The organism is Phaeobacter sp. 11ANDIMAR09 (genome assembly GCF_001294455.1).
In the GTDB taxonomy this organism is placed as follows: domain Bacteria; phylum Pseudomonadota; class Alphaproteobacteria; order Rhodobacterales; family Rhodobacteraceae; genus Pseudophaeobacter.
Window position 1 is genome coordinate 261,961 of record NZ_LIKT01000001.1, and the last position, 22,986, is coordinate 284,946.

At 59.0% G+C, this 22,986-nt stretch carries 22 protein-coding genes; 15 read left to right on the top strand and 7 right to left on the bottom strand.

All coding sequences use genetic code 11. The features are described 5' to 3' along the window. The first annotated feature begins 36 nt into the window (after positions 1-36). The 3 genes from AN476_RS01305 to AN476_RS01315 all read left to right on the top strand — a co-directional run bounded on the left by AN476_RS01305 (position 37) and on the right by AN476_RS01315 (position 2,730). Positions 37-1,284 (top strand): class I SAM-dependent RNA methyltransferase, encoded by a 1,248-nt coding sequence (locus tag AN476_RS01305; protein ID WP_054458780.1) that lies wholly within the window; start codon positions 37-39, stop codon positions 1,282-1,284. A gap of 45 nt (positions 1,285-1,329) precedes the next feature. Beyond that, positions 1,330-2,139, top strand: coding sequence for an ion transporter (locus tag AN476_RS01310; protein WP_054458782.1), 810 nt, complete (start codon positions 1,330-1,332; stop codon positions 2,137-2,139). 66 nt (positions 2,140-2,205) lie between these two features. Next, positions 2,206-2,730 (top strand): murein L,D-transpeptidase family protein, encoded by a 525-nt coding sequence (locus AN476_RS01315; protein ID WP_054458784.1) that lies wholly within the window; start codon positions 2,206-2,208, stop codon positions 2,728-2,730. Positions 2,731-2,837: 107 nt separating this feature from the next. Here AN476_RS01315 and AN476_RS01320 read toward each other — a convergent pair whose 3' ends face one another. Beyond that, positions 2,838-3,326 carry a CAP domain-containing protein gene (locus AN476_RS01320; RefSeq protein ID WP_054458786.1) on the bottom strand — a complete coding sequence of 163 codons (489 nt, stop codon included), beginning with the start codon at positions 3,324-3,326 and terminating at the stop codon, positions 2,838-2,840. A 168-nt stretch (positions 3,327-3,494) separates the two neighbouring features. Here AN476_RS01320 and AN476_RS01325 point away from each other — a divergent pair, with 168 nt between their 5' ends. Both AN476_RS01325 and AN476_RS01330 read left to right on the top strand, forming a co-directional pair. Then, positions 3,495-4,115 carry a L,D-transpeptidase gene (locus AN476_RS01325; protein ID WP_054458789.1) on the top strand — a complete coding sequence of 207 codons (621 nt, stop codon included), beginning with the start codon at positions 3,495-3,497 and terminating at the stop codon, positions 4,113-4,115. 137 nt (positions 4,116-4,252) lie between these two features. Further along, positions 4,253-4,435, top strand: coding sequence for a hypothetical protein (locus tag AN476_RS01330; RefSeq protein WP_054458790.1), 183 nt, complete (start codon positions 4,253-4,255; stop codon positions 4,433-4,435). Positions 4,436-4,524: 89 nt separating this feature from the next. Here AN476_RS01330 and AN476_RS01335 read toward each other — a convergent pair whose 3' ends face one another. The 3 genes from AN476_RS01335 to AN476_RS01345 form a co-directional block, all read right to left on the bottom strand. Further along, a complete protein-coding gene (locus tag AN476_RS01335) occupies positions 4,525-7,533 on the bottom strand; it encodes an aminotransferase class III-fold pyridoxal phosphate-dependent enzyme (RefSeq protein ID WP_054458792.1) in 3,009 nt (1,002 codons plus the stop codon). Between the two features lie 71 nt (positions 7,534-7,604). Next, positions 7,605-8,666: a ferrochelatase gene (hemH, locus tag AN476_RS01340; protein ID WP_054458794.1), complete on the bottom strand. Its 1,062-nt coding sequence runs from the start codon at positions 8,664-8,666 to the stop codon at positions 7,605-7,607. 151 nt (positions 8,667-8,817) lie between these two features. Continuing rightward, entirely contained in the window at positions 8,818-9,648 is an 831-nt protein-coding gene (locus tag AN476_RS01345) for an SAM-dependent methyltransferase (RefSeq protein WP_054458796.1), read from the bottom strand. Between the two features lie 13 nt (positions 9,649-9,661). Between AN476_RS01345 and AN476_RS01350 the strand changes: the two genes are divergently transcribed. From AN476_RS01350 to AN476_RS01365, 4 genes are all read left to right on the top strand, one after another. Continuing rightward, a complete protein-coding gene (locus AN476_RS01350; protein ID WP_054458798.1) occupies positions 9,662-10,390 on the top strand; it encodes a ComF family protein in 729 nt (242 codons plus the stop codon). An 82-nt stretch (positions 10,391-10,472) separates the two neighbouring features. Beyond that, positions 10,473-10,730, top strand: coding sequence for a glutaredoxin 3 (gene grxC / locus AN476_RS01355; protein WP_054458924.1), 258 nt, complete (start codon positions 10,473-10,475; stop codon positions 10,728-10,730). A 33-nt stretch (positions 10,731-10,763) separates the two neighbouring features. Further along, a complete protein-coding gene (locus tag AN476_RS01360) occupies positions 10,764-11,594 on the top strand; it encodes a carbon-nitrogen hydrolase family protein (protein WP_054458800.1) in 831 nt (276 codons plus the stop codon). Further along, entirely contained in the window at positions 11,594-12,034 is a 441-nt protein-coding gene (locus AN476_RS01365; RefSeq protein WP_054458802.1) for a MarR family winged helix-turn-helix transcriptional regulator, read from the top strand. The genes AN476_RS01360 and AN476_RS01365 overlap by 1 nt, the downstream gene beginning before the upstream one ends. A 329-nt stretch (positions 12,035-12,363) precedes the next feature. Here the strand turns inward: AN476_RS01365 and ubiG are convergent, their stop codons facing one another. Further along, complete coding sequence (ubiG, locus tag AN476_RS01370; protein WP_054458805.1) at positions 12,364-13,110, bottom strand: bifunctional 2-polyprenyl-6-hydroxyphenol methylase/3-demethylubiquinol 3-O-methyltransferase UbiG; 747 nt, start codon at positions 13,108-13,110, stop codon at positions 12,364-12,366. Positions 13,111-13,160: 50 nt separating this feature from the next. Here ubiG and pip point away from each other — a divergent pair, with 50 nt between their 5' ends. The 6 genes from pip to infB all read left to right on the top strand — a co-directional run bounded on the left by pip (position 13,161) and on the right by infB (position 20,617). Continuing rightward, positions 13,161-14,141, top strand: coding sequence for a prolyl aminopeptidase (gene pip, locus AN476_RS01375; protein WP_054458806.1), 981 nt, complete (start codon positions 13,161-13,163; stop codon positions 14,139-14,141). Then, positions 14,138-14,983 carry an ABC transporter substrate-binding protein gene (locus AN476_RS01380; RefSeq protein WP_054458808.1) on the top strand — a complete coding sequence of 282 codons (846 nt, stop codon included), beginning with the start codon at positions 14,138-14,140 and terminating at the stop codon, positions 14,981-14,983. The genes pip and AN476_RS01380 overlap by 4 nt, the downstream gene beginning before the upstream one ends. A 262-nt stretch (positions 14,984-15,245) precedes the next feature. Further along, positions 15,246-15,836 (top strand): ribosome maturation factor RimP, encoded by a 591-nt coding sequence (gene rimP / locus AN476_RS01385; protein WP_054458810.1) that lies wholly within the window; start codon positions 15,246-15,248, stop codon positions 15,834-15,836. After that, entirely contained in the window at positions 15,836-17,461 is a 1,626-nt protein-coding gene (nusA, locus tag AN476_RS01390; protein ID WP_054458812.1) for a transcription termination factor NusA, read from the top strand. The genes rimP and nusA overlap by 1 nt, the downstream gene beginning before the upstream one ends. A 31-nt stretch (positions 17,462-17,492) precedes the next feature. After that, positions 17,493-18,113: an RNA-binding protein gene (locus AN476_RS01395; protein WP_054458814.1), complete on the top strand. Its 621-nt coding sequence runs from the start codon at positions 17,493-17,495 to the stop codon at positions 18,111-18,113. Positions 18,114-18,121: 8 nt separating this feature from the next. Continuing rightward, entirely contained in the window at positions 18,122-20,617 is a 2,496-nt protein-coding gene (infB, locus tag AN476_RS01400; RefSeq protein WP_054458816.1) for a translation initiation factor IF-2, read from the top strand. A 745-nt stretch (positions 20,618-21,362) separates the two neighbouring features. Here the strand turns inward: infB and mutT are convergent. Continuing rightward, positions 21,363-21,761 carry an 8-oxo-dGTP diphosphatase MutT gene (gene mutT / locus AN476_RS01405; RefSeq protein WP_054458818.1) on the bottom strand — a complete coding sequence of 133 codons (399 nt, stop codon included), beginning with the start codon at positions 21,759-21,761 and terminating at the stop codon, positions 21,363-21,365. Then, on the bottom strand, positions 21,758-22,984 hold the full coding sequence (argJ, locus tag AN476_RS01410) for a bifunctional glutamate N-acetyltransferase/amino-acid acetyltransferase ArgJ (protein WP_054458820.1): 1,227 nt from the start codon (positions 22,982-22,984) through the stop codon (positions 21,758-21,760). The genes mutT and argJ overlap by 4 nt, the downstream gene beginning before the upstream one ends. Positions 22,985-22,986 lie beyond the last annotated feature (2 nt).

Below are 22,986 nucleotides of genomic sequence, written 5' to 3' on the forward strand. Positions count from 1 at the left end.
CTTTTTTCATTGGGCCACAGTCGCTATCTAGCCCGAATGACAGATGTAGCCAGAACCACAGCAACCATCCTTCGACTCGGCCATCAAGGCGACGGAGTCGCCCATGGCCCAATTTATGCCCCCCGCACCCTGCCAGATGAGCAGGTCAGCGGAATTTTGGAGGGTGCGCAGCTCACCGATATTCGGATTGAGACCCCGTCCGAGAACCGCATTCAGGCGCCGTGCCGCCATTACAAATCCTGCGGCGGCTGCCAATTGCAGCATGCCAGCGAGGGTTTTGTTGCGACCTGGAAGCAGGGCATTGTGGAGAAGGCGCTGCAGGCCCAGGGGCTGGAAAGCACGTTCCGCCCGATCCATACCTCGCCCGCCCAGTCACGCCGCCGTGCGACCTTGGCAGTGCGGCGCACCAAAAAGGGCGCCATGGCCGGGTTTCACGGTCGTGCCTCGGGGGTGATTACACCGATCCCGGATTGCCAGCTGCTGGACCCGGATCTGATTGCTGCCATTCCCCTGGCCGAGGCCCTGGCGATGGCAGGCGCGAGCCGCAAGACGCCGCTGTCGGTGACACTAACCACCTCCGAAACCGGGCTGGATGTGTTGGTGCGCGAGGGCAAACCTTTGGATAGCGAGTTGCGCAGTGCCCTGGCCGCGCTGGCCGGGCAGCACGGGGTAGCGCGTCTGACCTGGGAGGACGAACAGGTGGCGATGGAACAGCCGCCTCTGCAGGCCTTTGGGCCGGCGCGCGTCTGCCCGCCTGCTGGATCCTTTTTGCAGGCCACGCGGGATGGTGAAGCCGCACTGTTGGCTGGCGTTCTCGAGATCACCAAGGGCGCCAAGCGCATCGTGGATTTCTTTGCCGGTTGCGGCACCTTCTCGCTGCCATTGGCGGCGCAGGCCGAGGTTCTGGCGCTAGAAAGTGAGCCTGCAATGATCGAGGCGCTGGAGACTGGCTGGCGTCAGGCCAGGGGGCTGAAGAAGATCACTGCTGAGGTGCGGGATCTGTTCCGCAATCCTCTGCTGCCTGAGGATCTGAAACCCTTTGGGGCCTTTTACGAGGCGGCCGTGATTGACCCGCCCCGCGCCGGTGCTGAGGCCCAGGTGGCACAGCTGGCCGCAGCCCGGATGCCGGTGATTGCCTATGTCTCTTGCAATCCTGTGACCTTTGCCCGGGATGCAAAGACGCTGGTCGTAGCTGGCTATCGCCTCAACTGGGTGCAGGTTGTTGACCAGTTCAGATGGTCGGCCCATACCGAACTGGTTGCCAGTTTCACGCTGGATGACTGATCCCGACCCTAATTCGACTGTAGAGCTGAACGGAGCCTGACGACTGTGATTGAACGCCTGAACGGACTTTTGGAAGACACCCGATTCACCCGCTTCATCATGGCGGTGATCATGGTCAATGCGGTGACTCTGGGGCTTGAGACCTCTGAGGTCGCGATGGCGCGGGCTGGCGGGTTGATCCATCTGATCGACAAGATCTGCCTGGGGGTCTTTATCGTGGAGATCGCCATCAAGCTCATTGTGCGCCGTTTCAAATTCTTCCTCAGCGGCTGGAGCCTGTTTGACTTCGTCATCGTTGGCGTGGCCCTGGTGCCTGGCGCGCAGGGATTCTCGGTGCTCCGGGCGCTGCGTATTTTGCGGGTGTTGCGGGTGATCTCCGTCGCGCCCAGCCTGCGCCGTGTGGTTGAGGGCTTTGTCACCGCGCTGCCGGGTATGGGATCTGTCTTTTTGCTGATGGCGATCATTTTCTACATCGGGTCGGTGATGGCGACCAAGCTGTTTGGCGCCAGCTTCCCACAGTGGTTCGGCACACTGGGGCAATCTGGTTATTCGCTGTTTCAGATCATGACCCTGGAGAGCTGGTCCATGGGTATCGTACGTCCGGTGATGGAGGTCTACCCTTATGCCTGGGCCTTCTTTGTGCCCTTTATCATGGTGACAACATTTGCTGTGGTGAACCTGCTGGTGGGTCTGATTGTGAACTCGATGCAGGATGCACACTCTGCCGAGGAGGGTGAGCGCACGGATGCCTATCGCGACGAGGTACTGGAGCGTTTGAAGAGCATCGAGGCGCAGCTCAATGCGGTCAAGGTTTCGGAGGCTGGGCCAGTTGACGCTCCAAACAGCAAGTTGTGATTTTGAATTTTTGGCGATTCGGGGTATGGCGCTAAAAAAGGCGAGCAGGCCAAACAGGAAAAAGACATGGACAGACGCGCATTCGGACTAACGGCAGCTGCCAGCCTGGCAGTGGCTGGCTGCGGTAGAGGCCCGCAAGTGAGCCGGTTTAAAACCTATGACGGCCCAGAGGTGACCAGCATTGTGGTCAACAAGGGTGCCCGTAAGGTCTATCTGTTGCACGGAGAAGAGATCCTGCGCGAATACAAAATGGATCTCGGCTTTGCGCCACTGGGGCACAAACGTATCGAGGGGGATGGCAAAACGCCCGAGGGGCTGTATCGCATCGACCGGCGCAATCCCAATAGCGCTTTTCATCTGTCCATTGGTATCTCCTATCCGAACGCCGAGGACCGCGCCCATGCGCGGGCCATGGGCAAACGTCCCGGTGGCGAGATCTTCATTCACGGCGAGCCCAACAATGAAAAAGATCGCAAACGCGCAGCGCGGGTCTCTGACTGGACTGCGGGCTGTATTGCAGTAAAGAACGACGAGATCGAAGAGATCTATGCGATGGTGCGCGATGGCACGCCCATCGCGCTGCGCGCCTAGGCGCAAGCGGTTCTGACAAAGATGAAGGGGCCCTCAGAGGCCCCTTTTTGCTGCGCTGGTTTTGTTTGTTGCACCGTTGTGCTGGGGTGTTGGACCCTTTGGATGGCCTAGTTGGCCATAACCAATGTCCACCAGATCTTGCCATTGGCCTCCTGGAACCACGAAAAGCCCATGTTTGTGGCCTTAGGGTCCAGGATTACTGCACGGGTGCTTGGCGCTTCCATCCAGGCCGTCAGGGTCTGCAGCTCGTTTTCATAGGTCTCCGAGATGTTTTCCCCCTGCACCGTGCCAGTATAGCCAGCGCGCATGACACGGTCCAAAGGGGAGGAGCCGTCGGAGCCAAAATGCCAGGGTCGGTTCTGGACGGACATGTCGCGGGAGTGGGTGGCGGCTGCCGCGTTCAACTGTGCGTTCAGCTGAACCTGTGGCGCAGCTGCCGCCTGACGCAGGGCATTGACGGAATCCAGCATCCGCAGCTGTACTTTGTCGGCGTTCCGAATGCGGTAGGCCGAGCTGCCGCCGTTTTCTGGTGTTGGCGTGCAGGCCGCGGCCAGTGCCAGGGTGGCGGCCATCAGGATCAGAAATACACGCTTCATCGCAAGTCTCGCTCTATCGTTTGTCCAAGCACTTAGCCTATCCTGTGGCAGCTGCGCAAACAGGCGCGGGGAAATCCGCACAGAAAACGCATGGTTTGATTTGCGACTGCGGCTTTCCGGCCATACTATGCACATCAGCCGGATTAAAACGCGCAGGATATATTTCAGATGACACGATCTCTTTTTAACGGCGGCACCCGTCGTCAGTTTCTGGCCGGTTCTGCGGCCCTGATAGCCTCACCCGCTTTGGCGCAAGTGGCTCCAGAACCTGAGGAAGAACAGGCCTTTGACCCCCTGCGCCCGCCCCCTGAACCAGAGCCGCCAGTGAAGCGGAATATCTCGGCTTTCCGGTCAAAACGCTGGCAGCCTTACTTTGATCATCTTCGCAAAGGAGCGATTCTTGTCGACATCGACAGCCGGGCTTTGCACTATTGGTCTGAAGATGGGAATAACTACAGACTTTTCCCCTCTTCTGTGCCGTTGTCTGATGACCTGACGCGGCGCGGGCGGACCAGGATTACCCGCAAGGTGGACGGACCCGGCTGGGCGCCCACACCCAATATGCGCAAGCGCAATCCAGAGTGGCCGGCCTATATCCCTCCTGGACCGGATAACCCATTGGGAACACATGCTTTGTACCTGGGTTGGAAGTACTATCGCATCCATGGAACCCATGACACCCGCAAGATTGGGCGTAAATCTTCCAATGGCTGTATCGGGCTCTACAACGAGCATATCGCCGAGTTGTTTGAGGTGGCCAAGGTAGGCACCCAAGTGTTGCTAATTTGACGACATGTGGCCTTTCGCAGGCCGGAAAATGGCAACAAGCAATTGCAATTCCGAAGCTTTACTGGTTAGAAAAAATCACGAGGTAAGTCTTGGGTGCGTAGGCCATTTTTAGGTCTGCGCTAATTCTGGAGGTTAACATGAACAAACTTGTACTCGCAGCCGCACTGACCGCCGCTGCTTCCACCGCGACTGCTGGCAACCTGGCCGAGCCAATCGTTGAGCCCGTAGTGATCGAAGAAGCTGCAACCAGCTCTTCCAGCGGCATCCTGCTGCCACTGCTGCTGCTCGTCCTGGTTGGCGCGGCTGTTGCAAGCAGCTAATTGCTTAGCATAAGAATTTAAAAAGGCGGTGGTTTTCCACCGCCTTTTTTATTGTCTCGGCTCTGGCTGGTGGCAGGCGTGTCGGCTGCCTAGGGCAGCACGACCTCGGATAATATGCTGTCCAGGGATGCAAGGATCATTTCGACCCCCTCCGCATCAATGGTCAAAGGCGGACGGATTTTGAGGATATTGTCCTTGGGACCTTCGCTGCCGATCAAGATACGGTGGTCGCGCATGCGGTTTTTCACATAGGAACAGATCTGCGTGGCTTCCGATCCATCTGTCTGGATCAGCTCCAGCCCCAGAAACAGACCCATGCCGCGCACATCGCCAACGCAAGCGTATTTGGCCTCCAGGGTTTTGAGCCCCTCGATCAGCTTTGCGCCCATGTCGCGGGCATTGTCCTGCAGGCCCTCATCATCAACGATATCCAGCACCTCTTTGCCCATACGGCAGGACAGAGTCGATCCGCCAAAGGTGGAGAAGAACTCAATGCCGTTGTTGAAGCTCTCGGCGATTTCCCTGGTGGTGACCAGCACTCCCAGGGGGTGGCCATTGCCGATGGGCTTACCCATGACAACGATGTCGGGGCTGGCGCCCTGGTGTTCAAAACCAAAGTAATAGTCACCCAGGCGCCCTAGACCTGTCTGCACCTCATCGGCAATACAGATCCCTCCGGCAGCGCGGATCTTTTCATATACCGCAGGCAGATAGCCCTGTGGCGGGATGATTTGCCCCCCGACCGACGGGAAGGTCTCGGCGATGAAGCCCGCAATCCCTTGGCCACGTGCTTGCAGGGCTGCAATGGCCGGATCCACCAGATCGGCAAACTTCTGGGCCCGGTCCGGGTCATCGCGCTTGAAACTACCGCGATAGTCATCGGCCACTTCAACCAGTTCCACCCAGTCAGCTTTGCCCACGCCGCCGGGTTTGTTGAACTTATAGGCCGAGACATCGATTACCCCGGTGGTATTGCCGTGATAACCATGATCTGGCGTCACCATCCCCTTGGCACCAGTATGGGCGCGGGCCAGGCGCAGGGCCAGCTCGTTTGCCTCGGTGCCCGAATTCACAAAGAAGCAGACCTCTAGATGGTCTGGCAGTTTTGACAGGACCTTGTCGGCAAAGGCGGTTTGCGCCGGGTGCAGGTAACGGGTGTTGGAGTTCATCCGCTTGAGCTGATCCGCCGCCACCGCCTGAATGCGGGGGTGGGCGTGACCGACATGGGGCACATTGTTATAGGCGTCCAGATAGGGGCGGCCCCATTCATCAAACAGGTGGTGTTTCCAACCGCGCACCAGCATCACCGGATCAGAATAGGTGAGGCTGAGGTTGCCGCCAAAATGATCCTGACGCCCCTGGCGGATTTCGTCCTTGTTGGTGGGGGCATAGCGGCATTTGTCATCCGGCAGGTTCAGCAGCGCCGCTGGGTTCGGGCAGATGGCCCGCCACATATACATCTCGTCCGGGTCGCCAACGCCGGGCCAGTCCGCCTCGATGCCTTCGGTGGTGAGGGCCAGTTGAAAATGCACATGCGGCGCCCAGCCACCATTCATGCTGGCATCACCCAGACGGCAAAACTCTTCACCCTTGGCGATCATGTCTCCGGGGCTCAGGCGGTCGCAGCACTCAGGGTCGAGGTGACCATAAAGCGTGTAGAACGGATCACCCGCCGGGGTCTCGTGACGTAGGATGATCACCCCGCCGTAATCCAGATGGCCATTGCGGTTTTCAACCACAAAGACTTCGCCATCCAATGGCGCGTACATTGGGGTGAAATCGGGGGCAAAGGCATCCACCGCCAGGTGCACGGTACGGCGGTTGCTGGCCTTAAAGGGACCTTTGCGAAAGGCGGGTTCGGCGTAGATCAGCCGCGGTTCGTGATAATAGCCGAGCCAAATCCTTCCCTGGTCTTCGAATTCTTCACCGACGCGGGCGGCCTCTTCCAGTGGCATGTGAAAGGGGTTTTGCGGCCAGGTGGAATTTTCCACTGACAGCGATCCCATCGGGGCATCCTTTAGATCGACGCCCATGAGGGGGGCAAAATTGCCGCGTTCTGCCTCCAGCCAGCCCATCACGCGGTCGGCGCCATCGACCACGGGCAGGTCGCAGGCGGCGCGCAGGCGGGCCGCAAGCAATCCGGGATGCAGATCATGGGTTTCCAGGAAGCGCCAGGCTGGGGCCTGGGAAATGGTCACATAGGGGTCATCCGGATTTTCGACAGCCATCAGAGTGGAATTCACCACACTGACCGCAAGACGAGCGCGCAGCAGCGGGTAGATCAGGTCGACCTCTTGCGGGGTCAGCGGATAGGCGCTGTGATAGCCCGCCACCAGGGCAGCCAATGCGCCTTCGGGGTCGGAATGATCCAGCACGATATAGGCCGCAGCAATGGCCAGGTCACAGATCCGGGGGGCGGCGCACATGTCGCCCAGATCGATCAGCCCAGAGACCTGACGCGGTTCAGTGTGCTCCCCGGCCACCATGATGTTGTAGTCATTGGCGTCATTGTGGATCGCCTGTTTTGGAAGAGTCCCTAATACAGGCTCTAACTTGGAAAATTCAGTCTCGATTTCTTGGATTAGGGTCTGTTTGGCCGGATCGGTGATAGAGTCGATTTCGGCGCTGATCCAACCCGCCTGCATCAGATCCCATTTGAAATCACGCGCCAATCCGGGGTGCTGAAAATCGACCAAAGCCTTGCCCGCGCCGCCCAAAACCGCGCCGACCTCATGGATCAGATTCAGTGTCTTTGGGGCGCTTTTTGCATAGCATTGTCCCGGCAGGCATTCGAGCATCCAGCACAGGCGCTCAGAGCCTGTTTCATCGGCAATAGAGAGCATTGCAGAGCCCTGCGCAGACTCGATCACCCGCGGGCAGGGCAGCTCTGGCGCGGCTTTGGCAATATGCTGAAAGGCCAGGACCTGCATTTCAACCAGAGCGGCTTCGCAGCCGGGGCGCATGGCTTTGAAGATATAGGCGCTGCCATCACTGGCCTCGGCGCGGAAGTTCAGATCATATTCGCCATCTAGCTGGCGTAGCTCCGCCGTGATGCCCCAATGGGTTCTAAGGGCATCGGCCCAGTGCAAAAGGTTCATGTCTCAAGGCTCCCCGTTTGCCGAAATATGGCAATCCAATATTGGATCCTATTTGGACCGGGGAGGTTGGTTTAGTCCAGCCAACCTTTGAGGTTTTCCTCAATTACGCCCGCGAGCGCCGCAATATGATCCTCATCATCGTTGAGGCAGGGAATATAGAGAAAGTCTTCGCCGCCGGCCTCTTCAAAGCTCTCTTTGATCTCTTCGTTGATCTCTTCCAGTGTCTCGATGCAATCGGCGGAAAAGGCAGGTGCCATCACAGCGATGTTTTTCTTGCCTTCTTTTGCCAGGGCGGCAACGTGATCCACGGTATAGGGTTTCAGCCATTCCTCGGGGCCAAAGACCGACTGGAAGGTGGTGGTAATCTCGGTGTCCTGCCAGCCCAGCCGTTCGCGCAGCAGCCGCGTGGTTTTCTGGCACTGGCAATGGTAGGGATCGCCCTGCATCAGATAGCGTTTTGGCATGCCGTGATACGAGACCACCAGGATGTCGGGGCGTTTGTCGGCCTCTGCATAGGCTTCTTCCACCGAGCGGGCCAATGCCTCGATATAGGCGGGTTGGTCAAAGTATGGCGCGATGGTGCGCGCGGCGGGCTGCCATACCTCCTCCATCAGGGCGCGAAAGAACTGGTCATTGGCAGTGCCCGAAGTGGCGCCGGCATATTGCGGGTAGAGCGGCATAAAGAGGATCTTTTGGCAGCCGGCTTCGACCATGGCGCGGACTTTGGATTTGGTAGACGGGTTACCATAGCGCATGCAGAAATCCACCATGACCTGATCGCCGTAGCGCTGGCGCATGACCTCGGCAATCTTTGTGGTCTGATCCTTGGTGATGGTCATCAGCGGGCTTTCACCCTTGTCATGGTTCCAGATCGACTTATAGGCCGCGCCCGATGAAAACGGGCGTTTGGTCAGGATGATAAGCTGCAGCAACGGCTGCCATTTCCAGGCGGGGTAGTCGATCACTCGTTTATCCGACAGGAACTCGCTCAGATAGCGGCGCATGGGCCAATAGCTATAGTCATCCGGCGTGCCCAGATTGGCCAGCAGGATGCCAACCTTTTCGCCCTTGATCTTGGGGTGATCGGCTGGCGCATGGGCGGGGCAGGTGGCGGTCATGGAAGAATCCAGCATGGCGTTGGGAGGTCCTGTATCTGCAGCGTGATCTAGCGAATTGAAGTAAAGGCGAAAACCATATTTCGCCACAAGATAGGGTGTTACGCATCCAAAGGCCAATTGGATCACATTGGCACAGTGATTTGTTTTTGTTATCGCGCGTGCGCTGCTACTCGGGTAGTTTTTTCTCTGGCACCTTCAGGGCCTCGGCCAAGCGCATCTTGGCTGAACCGGGGCGCAGCGGTTGCTGCTGGCTCTCCGAGGGCGACCAGCCAGTGAGGCAGACCAGCTCGAAAGTGGCGGGCAGTTTGCCATTTTCTAGGGCAAAATGCGCGCGGTAGATGGCTTCGGTCTGGGCAAAGAGCGCGCGGGGGCTGGGGTGTTTCAGGCGCTGTGCCATGGCATTGCCTTCGCCCATGGCGCGCAACTCCTGCATCAGGTGCAGGCTGTCGCGGTACTGCGCTGTCAGAGGCACCACATCGGCAACCGGCAGGGCAAAACCGGCGCGTTGCAGCAGCCCGCCCAGATCCCGGACCTCTCCCATTGGGGCGATACGCGGCGACAGCCCGCCGGTGACGTGGGTCTCGGCCTCGGCAAGGGCGCTGCGCAGCTCGTGCAGAGTACGCCCGCCTAGGGCCACCGCCAGCAGCAGACCATCCTCGACCAGGGCGCGGCGGCATTGAATCAGCTGACCCACCGGGTCATTGGCCCAATGTAGCGCCATGGCGTGAATCACCAGATCATAGGCCCCGGGTGCGAGATCCAGCAGATCGTCATCCGGCACAATTCGGGCATCGGGAAAGGAATTTTGCCAAATATGAGCAAAAGGTGAAACAATCGCTACCTTCGTAAAGGTCCTGTTAACCATTGTTAAGCGATCTTCAACCTCGTCCCGGGCCAGGTCGTGAAGGAACAAAGCTTCAGGCTGGTGGCGGGCGCGATGGATCGCCAATACCTGGCGGTCGAACAGCTCTGGCTGTGATTTGGGTGTTTGCGTCATGGGGGCTATTTAGATGTTGCGGACGCAGTTTCAAACCGCTGTTTCACTTGTCTACCCCCCCAAATGTCTGGGCTGTGACGAATTGGTCGAACAGGACTTTGGCCTCTGCGGCACATGCTGGGGCGAGGCACATTTCATCAGCGGTACGGTCTGTGAAAGCTGTGGCGTGCCGCTGCCGGGGGATGGCGATGGTCATCGGCTGGACTGTGATGAATGCATGGCGGTGGCGCGCCCCTGGAGCCAGGGCCGGGCTGCGATGTTGTACAAGGGCAAGGCCCGCAATCTGGTGATGGCGCTGAAGCATGGGGATCGCACTGAACTGGCCGCTCCGGCCGCAGCCTGGATCGAGCGGGCAGCTGGGCGTTTGCTGCGCGATAATCCTTTGGTTTGTCCGGTGCCACTACATTGGTCCCGCTTGCTCAAGCGTCGATACAACCAGTCGGCTTTGCTGGCTGACCATCTGTCCAGGCAGGCGCGTCTGGACTATTGGCCCGACATGTTGAAACGTGTCAAGGTGACGCCCAGCCTGGAGGGCAAAACCCGGGCGCAACGGTTTTCGGTGCTCAGCCGGGCTATTGTTGCGCATCCGCGCCATCGGGCTCTGATGCAGGGGCGTGTGGTTTTGCTGGTGGATGATGTGATGACCTCTGGTGCGACCCTGACCGCCTGCGCCGATGCCTGCCGCGCAGCAGGGGCTGCAGATGTGCGGGTGGCGGTCCTGGCCCGGGTCACACGGGCGTGATCTGCCGCCGCTGACACTGGCAATGATTGCAATGCGGCCCCATATGGCGCAAAACATCGCAATCAGACAATTGGAGACCCGCATGAAATCGGTCGAAATCTACACCTCGCCTCTTTGTGGCTTTTGCCACGCGGCCAAACGCCTACTGAAACAAAAGGGCGTGGAATTTTCCGAGGTCAACGTGCTGACCAATCCTGGGCGTAAGCAGGAAATGATTCAGCGGGCCAATGGCGGCTATACCGTGCCGCAGATCTTTATTGGCGAAACCCATGTGGGGGGCTGTGATGATCTTTATGCGCTGGAGCAGGCGGGCAAGCTGGACCCGCTCCTCGCCGCCTGACCACAAGAGACCAAGACCCAAAGGGGAGTTCTGATGCGCGCCGCCCTGTTGCAGATCACATCAAGTGATTCCCCGAACGAAAACCTGGACCTGCTTCAGCGCCTGATCGCTGAGGCGGTTCAAAATGGGGCTGGGTTTGTCCTGACCCCAGAGGTGAGCAATTGTGTTTCGCTGAGTCGCGCGCATCAGCAGGAGGTTCTGTGCCACGAAGAGGAGGACGCAAGCCTTGCGGCTCTGTGTCAGACGGCGGCCCAGCATCGGATCTGGCTGTCTCTGGGCTCCTTTGGGGTCAAGACCCATGATGCTGACGGCAGATTTGCCAATCGTCAGTTCCTGATCTCGCCGCAGGGAGAGATCGTGGCACGCTATGACAAGATCCACATGTTCGATGTGGAGGTTACCCCGCAAGAGACCTTTCGCGAATCCGATGGCTACCGGCCCGGAGATCGCGCTGTTATCGCCGAAACGCCCTTTGGCACTCTGGGGCTGACCATCTGTTATGATCTGCGCTTTCCACAGCTGCACCGGGCGCTGGCCAAGGCCGGGGCCGAGATCCTGATTGCGCCGGCGGCCTTTTCTCCAGTCACAGGTGCGGCTCATTGGCACGCACTGCTGCAAGCCCGCGCGATTGAAACCGGCTGCTATGTGTTGGCGGCGGCTCAGACAGGCAGCCATAAAACCAGCCGGGGCGCTGTGCGCAAAACCTATGGTCATTCGCTGGTGGTGGCACCCTGGGGCGAGATCCTATTGGATGCGGGCAGGGATGCGGGGATAAGTTACGTTGATCTTGATAGGGAAAAAGTGGCAGAAGCACGCAGGCGTGTGCCCTCCCTGACCCATGATCGAGAGTTTGACGGACCCTGATGGAAGAAACCCACTCCCTGGCGGTCTCGCTGTTCAGCGAGATTTTGATGGCGGATCAGCTGGCGCGCTCACGCCTGGGCAAGGCCCTGCCCAAGGGAATGGAACTGTCGCATTTCTCGGTGCTCAACCACCTGACTCGCACCGGGGTTGAACGCTCTCCGGCGCAATTGGCCAAGGCCTTTCATGTCACCCGTGGTGCCATGACCAATACCCTGAACAAGCTGGAAGTGGCGGGCTATATCCATATTCGCCCGGATTGGGATGATGCTCGGCGCAAAATGGTGGCGATCAGCCCGGCCGGTAGGCAGGCCCGAGATGCCGCCCTGGCCAGCATCGTGCCGCTGATTTCAGAGGTGGTGAATGATCTTGGGGGAGACCGCGTGCGGGCGACACTGCCAATTCTGCGGGAACTGCGCGCCAAGCTGGAATCAACCGCCTGATCCGAGCAATAGTGATACTGAAAAAGGGGATGCCTGTTGCAGGCATCCCCTTTCGCCCATCAGAGCCCTCTGTCGAGATGTGAGTGGTGGCAGAGCCAAAGCGCATTCAAGCTTTGGCGAGAGGCTCTAATGGGTGTCTGGATCAGAGCGCATTCTGTCGCCGGGCTGACCCCTTGGTGGTGATCGCTGAAGTTGTGTTCGTTAAAGGGTAACTCAAATTCACCTTATCTCTTTGCGACTCATTTCCCAAGGTTGCAAAAGATAGGAGGCACCTATCCCTAAGGCTAGGTGCCCGACTGCTGGAACTGCTCTAGAGCCCCTATGCGATCTCAGTGGTCTTTGATGCTGGCGGTGACATAGTTGACGGAAAGATCGCGATCCGAAATAGACCAGTTCCAGCTAAGGGGATTAAAAACAAACCCTTTGCGGTCAACTGGCGTCAGGCCAGCTTTGCTCAGCAGATCACACAACTCGTCCGGGGTAATGAACTTGTGCCATTCATGGGTGCCGCGTGGCAGCCAGCGCATCACCACCTCGGCGCCAAAAATGGCCATGGCATAGCTTTTGGGATTGCGATTGATGGTCGAACAGATCTCCAACCCGCCCGGTTTCAGCAGATCTTTGGTGGCGGTGAGATAGCTGAGCGGGTCAGCCACATGTTCCACCACCTCCATATTCAGCACCACGTCAAACTGTTCGCCTGCGGCGGCCATATCCTCGGCGGTGGTATGGCGGTAGTCGATTGTCAGCCCAGTCTGTTCGGCGTGCAGCCGCGCAACCGGCAAATTTCCCGCAGCCGCATCTGCGCCGGTCACTTCGGCACCCAGCCGCGCCATGGGTTCACACAACAGCCCGCCGCCGCAGCCGATATCCAAAAGGCGCAGCCCTTTGAACGGCTCTGGATCTGTCAGGTCCCGGTCGAACTCCCCGGCAATCTGGCTGGTGATATAGTCCAGACGGCAGGGGTTCAGCATATGCAGCGGCTTGAACTTGCCATTGGGATCCCACCACTCTGCGGCCATGGCTTCGAACTTGGCGATTTCCGCCAGGTCGACTGTGGATTGAGGCGCTTGCATTCCTGTCTCCGTATGTTCTTTTGTAGGCTCAGGTTTCATCTAGGTCAGTAATGGACAAATTCTCGGATCAAAAGCGCGCAGTGCATTATCTTTACCCCCCGATCGATACATTTGATCAGCGGATGCTCGAAATGGGGCAGGGTCACAAGGTCTATGTTGAACAATCGGGGAACCCCCGTGGCATCCCTGTGGTGGTCTGTCATGGGGGGCCGGGCGGTGGCAGCAGCCCGGCGATGCGGCGGTATTTTGACCCGCTTGTCTACCGGATTATCCTTTTCGATCAACGTGGTTGTGGGCGTTCGCAGCCCCATGCCTCCTGCGAGGACAACACCACCTGGCATCTGGTCGCCGATATGGAGGAAATCCGTCGGCAGCTGCAGATCGAACGCTGGCTGGTCTTTGGTGGCAGCTGGGGCGCGACACTTTCGCTGATCTACGCGCAGACCCACCCGGAGCGGGTGATTCAGATTGTTTTGCGTGGCGTCTTTTTGATGACCAGTGCCGAGCTGGACTGGTTTTATGGCGGCGGGGCAGGTCGGTTCTGGCCGGAACCCTGGGCCAAGTTTGTCGCCCCCATTCCCGAATCCGAACGGGGCGATCTGATCGCTGCCTATAACAAACGTCTGTTTTCCGGGGACAGAACCGAAGAGGTTCGGCTGGGCCGGGCCTGGTCTGCCTGGGAAAATGCTTTGGCCTCGATCCATTCCAACGGCACCTCGGTTGAGGGGCCGGGTGATTATGCCCGTGCCTTTGCCAGATTGGAGAATCACTATTTCATAAATCGTGGGTTTCTGGATTTTGATGGACAGATCCTCGCCAATATGGGCCGGATCTCGCATATCCCGGGCACCATCGTGCAGGGGCGCTATGACATGATCTGCCCGCCGGTCTCAGCCTGGAAGTTGAATGAGCTGTGGCCAAATGCGGAATTGATCATGGTGCGCAATGCGGGGCATGCTTTGTCGGAGCCGGGAATCAGCGCAGAGCTGGTCCTGGCCATGGACCGCATTGCCGAGGAACTCTTGCCTTGACCCGTATTGACCGTCGCGCCCTGTTCACCTCTGGTGCCGCCGCCGCCCTTCTGGCGGCCACGGGCACGTCACTTGCGGCTGCGCCGCGAGCGGGGGGCGTGCTCCGGCTGGCCTTGCCACGGGAAAGCGGTCTGCTGGATCTGGTGGCCCGTGGTGCCGTGTTGGATTGTCTGACCGAAATTGCTCCGGATGGGCTGTTGCGGGCCGAACTGGCCACAGCCTGGGAGAGTGTTGAGGATGCGCGCATCTGGCGGTTTGATCTGCGCCGGGATGTGCTGTTCCATGATGGCACAGCCTTGCAGGCCACAGATGTTGTGGCCTCGCTGCAGGGACGTTTTGTGGCGGGTGGGGAACAGATGTCGATTGTGGCGCTGGATTCGCAGCGGATTGAAATCCAATTGTCCAAGCCCAATCCGCATTTGCCCTATCTGCTGGCAGGTCCCAGCTATGCGATTGCCCCGGATGGCGCGGTTGATCTGCCCCTGGCGCGATTGGTGGGCAGTGGCTGTTACCGGGTTGAACGCGCCCAGGAGGCCCGGCATTTCCGCGCCGCCAAGGTCGTAGGCCACTATAAGGACGGTCAGGCCGGCTGGGTCGACAGCCTGGAGGTGATTGTCATTCCCGATGCAGCCGTCCGGGCCGAAGCTCTGCGTGATGGTTTTGTCGATGTGGCGGCCCTGCCGCAACCGGCTGAGCTGCTCAAACGGGGTGGTTTTCTGTTTCACCCCTCGGCCGAAGACATGGCGCTGGCGGCGCGATCGGATGTCGGCCTGCCGCGGGTGGTTGGTCAGCAATCCGCCCTGGATGATGGCCGTATCGCCGAACGCTGGTGGCGGCTTTGATCCTGGGCTTTTCCCTCGCTGGGGATGCGCAAATTGGGGGGTGTTTTTGACAGCTCCCCGTTGCTGTTCGGCAGATCGCAACACAAGACTTGCAGATTCGTAGCAAGGGGCGTATATGGCTTTTCAACAGCGGCGTGTTGAGCTCTGGTTCAAGACACCTCCGGATTAGTTCAACGGGCCGCGCGCCCGTTTTTTTGTGTCCAAATGGACGCCGAATCCAACGCCCAGCCCGATAGGGACCAACCCGATTGTGGGAAGCTTAATGACGAATGACCTGATTGCCAAAGCCGCGATTGATCGCCGCCTGGCCGAAATCCTTATCCCTGTGATCGAGGATCTCGGCTATGAGCTGGTGCGCATTCGCCTGATGTCCGGCAAAACCACCACGTTGCAGATCATGGCTGACAAGCCTGAAGGCGGTATTGAGGTGGATGATTGCGCTGCTATTTCCAATGCTGTCAGCGCCTCTCTGGACGTCGAGGATCCGATCTTGGATGCCTATACGCTGGAGGTCTCCAGCCCCGGTATCGACCGGCCGCTGACCCGGTTGAAAGACTTCGACATGTTCGAGGGCTATGAGGCCAAACTGGAAACAGATGAGCTGGTTGGCGGCCGCCGCCGCTTTAAGGGTGAGCTGGCGGGCACCGAAGAGGACGAGGTTCTGATCAATATCGAAGATCAGGGCAAGACTGTTACCATTGGTCTGAAATTTGATTGGCTCTCGGATGCCAAGCTGGTTCTGACCGATGATCTGATCACGGAAATGCTGCGCCAGCGCAAAGCTGCCGGCACATTAAACGAAGACGCATTCGACGAGATCGAGGCCGAAGGGTCCGAAGAGGAGAACAAGTAATGGCTATCACCTCTGCAAACCAGCTAGAGCTGTTGCAAACTGCCGAAGCCGTGGCGCGCGAAAAGATGATCGACCCCGGTCTGGTGGTTGACGCGATGGAAGAAAGCCTCGCCCGGGCCGCCAAGAGCCGCTACGGCAGCGAGATGGATATCCGCGTGTCGATCGACCGCAAGACCGGCAAGGCGACCTTTACCCGTGTGCGTTCGGTGGTTGAGGATGAGGCTCTGGAAAACTACCAGGCCGAAATGACCGTCGAGCAGGCCAAGCAGTATATGGCGGACCCCGTGGTTGGTGACACCTTTGTCGAAGAAGTGCCCCCGGTGGAAATGGGCCGCATCGCGGCACAATCGGCCAAGCAGGTCATCCTGCAGCGCGTGCGCGAAGCGGAACGTGATCGTCAGTTCGAAGAGTTTCAGGATCGTGCAGGCACCATCATCAATGCGCTGGTCAAGCGCGAAGAATACGGCAACGTTATCGTCGATGTGGGCGCCGGCGAAGGCATCCTGCGCCGCAACGAGAAAATCGGCCGCGAGAGCTATCGCCCCAATGACCGTATTCGCTGCTACATCAAAGATGTGCGCCGCGAACCGCGTGGCCCGCAGATCTTCCTGAGCCGGACCGCGCCAGAATTCATGGCCGAGCTGTTCAAGATGGAAGTGCCGGAAATCTATGACGGTATCATCCAGATCAAAGCCGTGGCCCGGGATCCCGGTTCGCGCGCCAAGATTGCTGTGATCTCTAACGACGGCTCAATCGATCCGGTTGGCGCCTGTGTCGGTATGCGCGGCAGCCGTGTGCAGGCCGTTGTGAATGAGCTTCAGGGGGAAAAGATCGACATCATTCCATGGAATGATGATCAGCCGACCTTCCTGGTCAACGCGCTGCAGCCTGCCGAAGTCTCCAAGGTTGTTCTGGATGAAGAAGCTGGCAAGATCGAAGTTGTGGTGCCCGAAGAGCAGCTGAGCCTGGCGATTGGCCGTCGTGGTCAGAACGTGCGTCTGGCCTCGCAGCTGACCGGCCTTGATATCGACATCATGACCGAAGAAGAAGAATCGGCCCGCCGTCAGAAGGAATTCGAAGCGCGCACCGGGTTGTTCATGGAAACTCTGGATCTGGACGAATTCTTCGCTCAGCTGCTGGTCTCCGAGGGCTTTACCAATCTGGAAGAGGTCGCCTATGTCGAGCTCGATGAGCTGACCGTCATCGACGGTGTTGACGAAGGCACAGCCGAAGAATTGCAGGCCCGTGCCCGTGACTACCTGGAAGCCAAGGCCAAGGCTGCTATCGACGCTGCCATCGCATTGGGAGCAGAGGACAGCCTGATCCAGTTTGACGGGTTGACCCCGCCCATGATCGAGGCTCTGGCCAAAGACGACATCAAGTCGCTGGAAGATTTTGCGACCTGTGCCGACTGGGAACTGGCGGGTGGCTGGACCACCGACAATGGTGAGCGGATCAAGGATGACGGCATCCTGGAGCCCTTTGGCATGAGCCTGGAAGAGGCGCAGACCCTGGTGATGACCGCACGGGTCCTGCTGGGTTGGGTTGACCCTGAAGAACTGCTTGGCTCGGAAGAGGGCGAAGAAGATCTGGTCGAGGGTGAAGACGGGGAAGCCGAGGCGTAAGCCTCGGGTTTCCGAGTAGGAGAAAGACAGCATGGGTCGCGCAGGCGCCAAAAAAGATCACGACGACGGGCCGGAACGCAAATGCATTGCGACTGGCGAGACCCAGCCAAAGCAGGGTCTGCTTCGTTTTGTGATGGGGCCTGATTCTCAGGTGGTTCCCGACATCTTTGGCAAATTGCCAGGACGTGGGGTCTATGTGACGGCCAGTCGTGCGGCGCTGGAATTGGCGGTAAAGAAGAAACTCTTTGCCCGCGGCTTCAAGGCCCCGGTGACCCTGCCCGATGATCTGGCAAATGAGGTGGAGCGCCAAACGCTGCGCCGATTGGTGGACCTGCTGAGCCTGGCCCGCAAATCGGGGCAGGCTGTTGGTGGCTATGAAAAAGTCAAGGATTGGCTAGGTAAAGAACAGGCCTCAGTTCTGATTCAAGCAAGTGATGGATCAGGGCGTGGCAAATCGAAATTGAGTACCCCGCATCGGGGAAATTTTATCGGATGTCTCACTGCGGATGAGCTGGGGATGGCATTTGGGCGTCAAACTATGATACATGCGGCGCTCGCCTCTGGTGGACTCAGCAAACGTGTTGTAGACGAGGCGCAACGGTTGCAGGGTTTGCGTGAAATGGTGGGCGGCAGCGGCCGCACAGAAGGATAAAGAGCTTTATGAGCGATAGTGACGGCAAAAAGACCTTGGGTCTGCGTGGCGGCGGTTCCCGGCCTGGGAACGTAAAACAGAGCTTTAGCCACGGGCGGACCAAGAATGTCGTGGTGGAAACCAAGCGCAAGCGCGTTGTGGTGCCCAAACCCGGTGGCAACAAGGGCGGCAATGCCGCGCCTGCAACCGACGGTTCGCGTCGGCCCGCCGGGATCACCGATGCAGAGATGAGCCGCCGCCTGAAGGCGTTGCAGGCTGCCAAGGCCCGCGAGGCCGAAGACGCGGCAAAGCGTGCTGCTGAAGAGAAAGCCCGCGAAGAAGAGCGCGCCCGTCGTCGGGCCGAGGCTGAGGCCAAGGAACGCGAGCAGCGCGAAGCGGAAGAAAAGGCCCGCCAAAAGGCCGAAGACGAAGAGCGTAAAAAGCGCGAAGCTGCGGAAGCTGCAAAGCGCGCAGCCGAGCCTGCCGCCAAAAAAGCTGCGCCTGCCGAGGGTGCGCCTGCGCGCAACCCCGCCTCCAAACCAGCACCTGCGCAGACACCGCGCAAGTCTGACCGCGAACGCGAAGAGCGTGGCCGCAGCGCCAAGGCGCGTACCGGCGACGACAACCGTCGTTCCGGCAAGCTGACACTGGGTCAGGCCACAGGGGGTGCGGGCAACCGTCACCGCTCCATGGCTTCGATGAAGCGTAAGCAAGAGCGGGCACGTCAAAAAGCGATGGGTGGCACGGTTGAGCGCGAAAAGGTTCTGCGCGAAGTGCAGCTGCCAGAAGCAATTCTGGTGTCTGAACTGGCAAACCGCATGTCTGAACGTGTTGGCGCGGTTGTGAAATCGCTGATGAACATGGGCATGATGGTCACGCAGAACCAGACTATCGATGCCGATACCGCCGAGCTGATCATTGAAGAATTCGGCCACAAGGTTGTGCGCGTTTCCGACTCTGACGTTGAAGACGTGATCAACGAAGTGGCAGACAACGAAGACGATCTGCAGGGTCGCCCACCGGTGATCACCATCATGGGTCACGTTGACCACGGTAAAACCTCGATTCTCGATGCGATCCGCAACGCCCGCGTTGTGGCGGGTGAAGCCGGTGGTATTACCCAGCACATTGGTGCCTACCAGGTCACCACCGAAAGCGGCACTGTGCTGAGCTTCCTCGACACCCCTGGCCACGCGGCCTTTACCTCCATGCGCTCCCGTGGTGCACAGGTCACGGATATCGTGGTTCTGGTTGTGGCGGCGGATGACGCGGTGATGCCGCAGACCATCGAAGCGATTGCGCATGCCAAGGCGGCCGAAGTTCCGATGATCGTGGCGATCAACAAATGCGACAAGCCAGCCGCTGATCCGATGAAAGTGCGCACAGATCTGCTGCAGCACGAAGTCATCGTGGAAGCCATGTCTGGTGATGTTCAGGATGTCGAAGTCTCGGCCCATACCGGCCAGGGCCTGGATGAACTGCTCGAAGCCATTGCACTGCAGTCAGAAATTCTGGAACTGAAAGCCAACCCCGATCGCGCTGCTCAGGGTGCCGTGATTGAGGCGCAGCTGGATGTGGGCCGCGGCCCCGTTGCCACTGTTCTGGTTCAGAACGGGACACTGCGCCAGGGTGACATCTTTGTTGTGGGTGAGCAGTACGGTAAGGTCCGCGCGCTGATCAACGACAAAGGCGAACGCGTCAAGGAAGCCGGTCCGTCGGTTCCTGTCGAAGTTCTGGGTCTCAACGGTACGCCCGAAGCGGGTGACGTGTTGAACGTGACCGAGACCGAAGCGCAGGCCCGTGAAATCGCCGAGTACCGGGCGCAGGCCGCCAAGGACAAGCGCGCAGCGGCTGGTGCGGCGACCACTCTGGAACAGCTGATGCAGAAGGCCAAGGATGACGAAAACGTCTCTGAGCTGCCAATTCTGGTCAAAGCTGACGTGCAGGGCTCTGCCGAAGCCATCGTTCAGGCGATGGAGAAGATCGGCAACGACGAAGTCCGCGTCCGCGTGCTGCATTCCGGCGTTGGTGCCATCACCGAAACCGATATCGGTCTGGCAGAGGCCTCCGGTGCTCCAGTCATGGGCTTCAACGTGCGGGCCAATACCTCGGCACGCAACACCGCCAACCAAAAAGGCGTCGAGATCCGCTACTATTCGGTGATCTACGATCTGGTTGACGATGTGAAGAAGGCCGCCTCTGGTCTGCTCAGCGCCGAGATCAAAGAGAACTTCATCGGCTACGCCCAAATCAAGGATGTCTTCAAGGTTTCCAACGTGGGCAAGGTTGCCGGCTGTCTGGTCACCGAGGGTGTTGCCCGTCGTTCCGCAGGCGTGCGCCTGTTGCGCGACAACGTGGTGATCCACGAAGGCACGCTGAAGACCCTCAAGCGCTTCAAGGACGAAGTCCCCGAAGTGCAGTCCGGTCAGGAATGCGGCATGGCCTTTGAGAGCTATGATGATATCCGCGCAGGCGATGTCATCGAGATCTTTGAGCGCCAGGAAGTCGAGCGTAATCTCGACTAATCCTCTGCGAGGTTTATCTATAGGAAAAGCCCCGGTCTTTTGGCCGGGGCTTTTCTGTTGTGGACGTTCGGAAACGTCGCGGAGGGATTTCGTGTGGCAGATAAACCGCCAGCGACTGATTGAGGTCAGCGCCGTGGGGACCTGATGCCCAAACCGGGGCGGAGGGGAGCGCCCTGATTGTGGTTGAACCCGCCACGCGCTGATCATTGCGCAGTGGCAGCGTCAAAGGAAGGTGCGCCTTAGGATGCTGAGCTGGCCATTGGTATGGCGGATTCCACAAAGGGATAGTCCCCTGAAATGGGCTTTGGACCCTCAAAAAAAGGTGGGGCGGCCAATGGCCGCCCCGGTTCTGTGAGTGAGTGGTGGTCTTTTGTGCGCAGCGCAAGACATGTGATCCAGCGGATCTGAGGGCTGCACTGCGCCGATAGGTTTTGCCTGTATGACCCTGCCAAGGATCCCATGGCAGCCGCCCTGGGGAGAACAAGGCGCTGTTCAAGGTCCTGTCTTACGGTCTGTAGAGAAGCTGTTGTGGTGAGCTTTTATATCTTCTGCCCAAATTCTGACAAAATAGTTAACAAAAGGTTTCCAGTGATTCGCGGCCCGAATCATTTTTTCAAAATCGCGTGGATTTTCTGAAAAATTTACGATTTGGAGTTGAGAAACCCCAGGTTGCCAAGGCAGCAGATGCAAAAAGGGCCCCTGGCAGAGATGCAGAGGCCCTTGGGTGATCATTTAACAGCAGCGGTTACAGCCAATCGCGCAGAATAGGGATAAGCGGGATATCGGCGGCCGGCATGGGGTAACTGCGCAGGTCCTGCGCCTGCACCCATTTCAGGGTCTGCCCTTCGCGGGCCTGTGGGATGCCTTCCCATTTGCGGCAGGCAAACAGCGGCATCAGCAGGTGGAAGTCGTCATAGCTGTGGCTGGCAAAGGTCAGCGGCGCCAGACAGGATGCCCAGGTGTCGATGCCCAGCTCTTCTTGAAGCTCGCGGATCAGCGCGGCCTCCGGTGTCTCGCCAGCTTCGATCTTGCCGCCGGGAAACTCCCATAAACCAGCCATGGATTTGCCTTCGGGGCGTTGTGCCAGCAGCACGCGCCCTTCGACATCAATCAGCGCAACGGCAGAGACCAGAACGGTTTTCATGACCGATAGTCCGCGTTGATGGTGATGTACTGATGGGTCAGATCGCAGGTCCAGACCGTGCAGGCTCCCGTGCCCAGACCCAGATCCACTTTGATGGTGATCTCATCCCGCGTCATCTGGGCTGCGCCATCTTCTTCGCGATAGTTGGGTGAAACCCAGCCTTTTGTCGCTACCAACACATCCCCAAAGGAGATCGACAGCAGATCGCGGTCCGCCGCGGCACCAGATTTTCCGATGGCCATCACCACCCGGCCCCAATTGGGGTCTTCGCCCGCGATTGCGGTCTTGACCAGCGGGGAATTGGCGATCGCCAGACCATGTACCTTGGCTTCGGCATCATCCACGGCACCAGTGATCTGGATTTCGACGAACTTGGTGGCACCTTCACCGTCGCGCACCACCTGATGTGCCAGATCCAGCATCACGGCTTCCAGCGCCTGGCTGAATTCAGCGCTGCCCGAGACATCAACCCCAGAGGCGCCGGTGGCACAGAGCATCAGACTGTCCGAGGTCGAGGTATCGCTGTCCACGGTAATACAGTTGAAGCTGCGATCACACAGACGGCTCAGCTCGGCCTGCAGGGCCTCCTGCGGCAGCTGCGCATCGGTGAAGATATAGACCAGCATGGTGGCCATATCCGGGGCGATCATGCCCGAGCCCTTGGCGATCCCTGCAATCGAGACAGTCTCTCCGCCAATGGTCACCTCGGCTGAGGCGCCCTTGGCAAAGGTATCAGTGGTCATGATCGCTTCGGCGGCGGCTTCCAAGGCATCCACCTTTAGGCCGGCGTTCAGATCATTGATCTGAGCGATGATGCGGTCATGGGGCAGGGGCTCGCCAATGACACCGGTCGAGGCGGTAAAGATCCGCGCCTCGGGCAGGCCGGTGGCGGCGGCCACGGCGGCGCAGATCTCGGCAACCGAGGTCTGGCCATAATGGCCGGTAAAGGCGTTGGAATTGCCTGAATTGACCAGAATGGCAGCCCCGGTCGAACTGTCGCCGCCCAGCTTGGCCTGGCAGTCGCGCACCGGGGCCGAACGGGTTTTTGAACGGGTGAAAGTCCCTGCCACGGTGGTGCCAGGATCCATCACCGCCAGCATAACGTCATTGCGCCCCTGATATTTTACCCCGGCGGCTCCTGCACTCAGCCGCAAGCCCTTGATCGCGGGGAGCTCAGGAAAAGCGGCGGGTGCCAGCGGCGAGCGGGGAAGACTATCGCCCATCT